Consider the following 3,012-nt stretch of genomic DNA (forward strand, 5'->3'; position numbering starts at 1 on the left):
CACCCCGTCCACAACACCGCTAAATTTGTCCGCATGCGTATTTGGGTTTTAGAGACAGCATCAATCTCCGGATGTCGGTTGAGCGCAACATTTTCCACAGCATTCACATGTGCAAACTCGTCAATCTCAATGGCATGGACAGGAGTCGCGCCACGCATGGCCGCAAGGATGGCGAGAATGCCGGTGCCCGTGCCGACGTCGGTCACTGACTTACCTTTGAGGTCGGAGGCGAGCAGATGGCGTATAATCAATGTGGTGGTCTGATGGTGGCCTGTACCGAACGCCATCTTGGGATCAATCACGATATCATAGTCGGCCACAGGGATATCGGTATGAAACGAACTGTGAATCACACACTGCCCATCGATATTTATCGGCTGAAAATAATTTTTCTCCCACTCGGCATTCCAGTCGCGCCCCTCTACCCTGCTCCAGCGGGTATCGGCGGTAATCCCGTCGAAAGGCATGTCGTCGATTACTCCGCGTAGAATATCGGCATCAAACTCAGGCTCGCGCACATAGGCCGTAAGCCCTCCGGCATCAGGCACAAAACTCTCATACCCCCGCTCGGCAAGCAATGCGGCAAGCACATCGGTAGCAGCCTCATCGCAGGGAGTGAGGTCGACACGCAATTCAATATAGTCGTTCATAAATATTTTTAATGTTATGTATTTATCTGTATGTGACCACAAAATTAACTATTTTCCACCTATTATGCCGGGAAGCGATGTCGTTTTTTATAACACACGTGAACTATTTTTATGACGAGGCGTTAAGAAGTATAAAAACTCAATTACGAACTTAAACACCTCGCAATAACTATGGATAAGAAAAGTATCAAAGGCACAGAGACCGAGAAGAACCTTCTGAAGTCATTTGCCGGAGAATCCCAGGCCCGCGGCCGATATACAATATTTGCCGAAGTGGCACAGAAAGAAGGCTACGAACAGATCGCCGCAATCTTTCTTGAGACTGCCTCGCAGGAATATGCCCATGCAAAGAAATTCTTCAGCTATCTTGAAGAAGGCATGCTCGAAATCACAGCCACTTATCCCGCAGGACCGGTAGGCACTACCGCCCAGAATCTACAGGAAGCAGCCGCCGGCGAGCACGAGGAATGGGCCGACATGTATCTTGCATTCGCCAAGACCGCTCAAGAGGAAGGCTTCCCCCAGATTGCCGCCAACTTCAAACTTGTAGCACAGGTAGAACAGGGGCACGAAGAGCGCTATCTGCGTCTGCTCGACCGTCTGGCCACCGACACAATGTTCGGAGATGCTGAAGAGGTACTGTGGCAATGCCGTTATTGCGGATACATCCACCGCGGCAAAAATGCGCCAAAAAAGTGTCCGGTATGCGAAAAGCCCCAGGGTTACTTCGAGCGTAAGGCCGACAATTTCTAAAGATTACAATCGTGGGGAGATGTCGCCCGCAGGCGACATCCACACAACAAAGATATTGATGTTCTGTCTATAGCCCCTACCGGGGACTATCAAGGAAAGTTAAAGTATGAAATTTAGCCATTTACTGTATTAATCTGTTTTGTTGGAATATATGATCATCAACGGGGGATGCCGGGAGGCATTCCCCGTTGATGTAATTCCTTATGGCTTCTTCAACCTCTTGGGGGCATAGCGGTCGTTGATGATATCATATGCGCGCCTTACCAATTCAAGAATCTGCTCATCGGATATATCTCCATTAAAATAAAGCTGAATCCAGTGTCGGAGGCTCGGGTTGGCCGGATTGCTTACCGACAGATATTCAGCCTTCAGCTGCATCACCTCATCGGGTGTAGAGCATACGTCAACAAACCGAAAGTCGTCGATATCAATCAGGCAGAACATATGTCCCCGGACATAGAATACCAATATGGACTCATACTTGCGGGCAAATTTGCCGAATGGCGTTTTTTCCGTCACATCGTCGCCGAGCGACAGGCAGTATTCCCGGAATTTCTCGATATTCATAATTCTGTATTACATACTCTCAATCTTGCTGATTTCTGCAAGAGTCTTACGCCTGGCGCAAACCAGTCCCGGAGACAGGCTCTGAAATGACAGCATGTCAAGATATGATTTCAATTCAGTGATAAGTTCCGGATAATGCCTGGCCATACGGAATGCGACATATATGCTGAATGCCCTTATGGAATATGGCTCACACTCAGAGTTTATTTTCGACAGACAGTAATCGAGCAAGTCGGCCCGCATTGTGTCGGCATCAAAATCCTGAGTCTTCAGAATCTGCAGCAGCAGTCTTTTCTTTGCTGTGTCCGTAGTGGTGAGCAACATATCAATCAGCGTATGCTGCCGCAAGCCAAGCCACCCCGATTGAGAGCCGCACAGATGTGACAGTACCCACAGCGAATTTACACTTGTAAGCCGGTGGTCAGAGCGTGCCAAAGACCATAACGCCTCAAGGCGTCCTGTATCGCCGGACACCCAAAGCGCTATCCTTCTTATGTCCGGGAGATTTATCTTGCGCGACAATAGCAGGTCGATATCCATAAATGTGACAATATCGTACAACTGTCATCAACGGCACAAGCCGTTATTTCACCAGTTCATATATCTCGACACGGTCGGAACTTATCGGGAAAAGCATTATAGCTCTATTCCGTCCAATCTTATAAAGAGTTCCTACCACGGAATTCTCACCGCCATAAAAAGTCTGCGGCTCATCGTTTACACTCCATCCTCCAAGAAAAGCCAAAGATTCGGGGCCATTCTGATATACATACCCTGATTTACGCTGACTGCCTGTTGTCTTTTCAAAGAATACCTTTCCATCAACGTTGCGAAAACGGCATCTAAAATACGGATATGAAAATATGCCGTCGCGTGCATCAATCTGTATGGAGCGTACACGCCAAGAGCCGACCATATCGGCGGGAACGACAGGATAAATCGTTGCATTAAGCAACTTATCTACCCCACCTTTTTCATCATAGCCATAAGAGGCGGGGGTAACAGTGGCGAGCGCATCAGAAACCCACTCGCGGCAGTTGAC

5 protein-coding genes are annotated in these 3,012 nt (G+C 48.4%); 1 reads left to right on the forward strand and 4 read right to left on the reverse strand.

Annotation, left to right across the window (positions count from 1 at the left end; all coding sequences use genetic code 11):
- Positions 1-650: 50S ribosomal protein L11 methyltransferase (gene prmA / locus K2I50_RS00475; RefSeq protein ID WP_301024292.1), on the reverse strand; the 650-nt coding region annotated here is incomplete at its 3' end.
- Positions 651-821: 171 nt separating this feature from the next.
- Here prmA and rbr point away from each other — a divergent pair.
- Positions 822-1,403 carry a rubrerythrin gene (rbr, locus tag K2I50_RS00480; RefSeq protein WP_301024293.1) on the forward strand — a complete coding sequence of 194 codons (582 nt, stop codon included), beginning with the start codon at positions 822-824 and terminating at the stop codon, positions 1,401-1,403.
- Positions 1,404-1,604: 201 nt separating this feature from the next.
- Here rbr and K2I50_RS00485 read toward each other — a convergent pair whose 3' ends face one another.
- The 3 genes from K2I50_RS00485 to K2I50_RS00495 form a co-directional block, all read right to left on the reverse strand.
- The gene (locus tag K2I50_RS00485; protein ID WP_301024294.1) at positions 1,605-1,970 is read right to left on the reverse strand and encodes an MmcQ/YjbR family DNA-binding protein; all 366 of its coding nucleotides are present in this window, start codon (positions 1,968-1,970) and stop codon (positions 1,605-1,607) included.
- A gap of 9 nt (positions 1,971-1,979) precedes the next feature.
- Positions 1,980-2,510, reverse strand: coding sequence for a HEAT-like fold family protein (locus tag K2I50_RS00490; RefSeq protein ID WP_301024295.1), 531 nt, complete (start codon positions 2,508-2,510; stop codon positions 1,980-1,982).
- Between the two features lie 43 nt (positions 2,511-2,553).
- Positions 2,554-3,012, reverse strand: a 459-nt coding sequence (locus K2I50_RS00495; RefSeq protein WP_301024296.1) for a DUF4893 domain-containing protein, incomplete at its 5' end; no start/stop codon positions are given.

It is taken from the genome of Muribaculum sp., assembly GCF_029051885.1.
Classification (GTDB): domain Bacteria; phylum Bacteroidota; class Bacteroidia; order Bacteroidales; family Muribaculaceae; genus Muribaculum.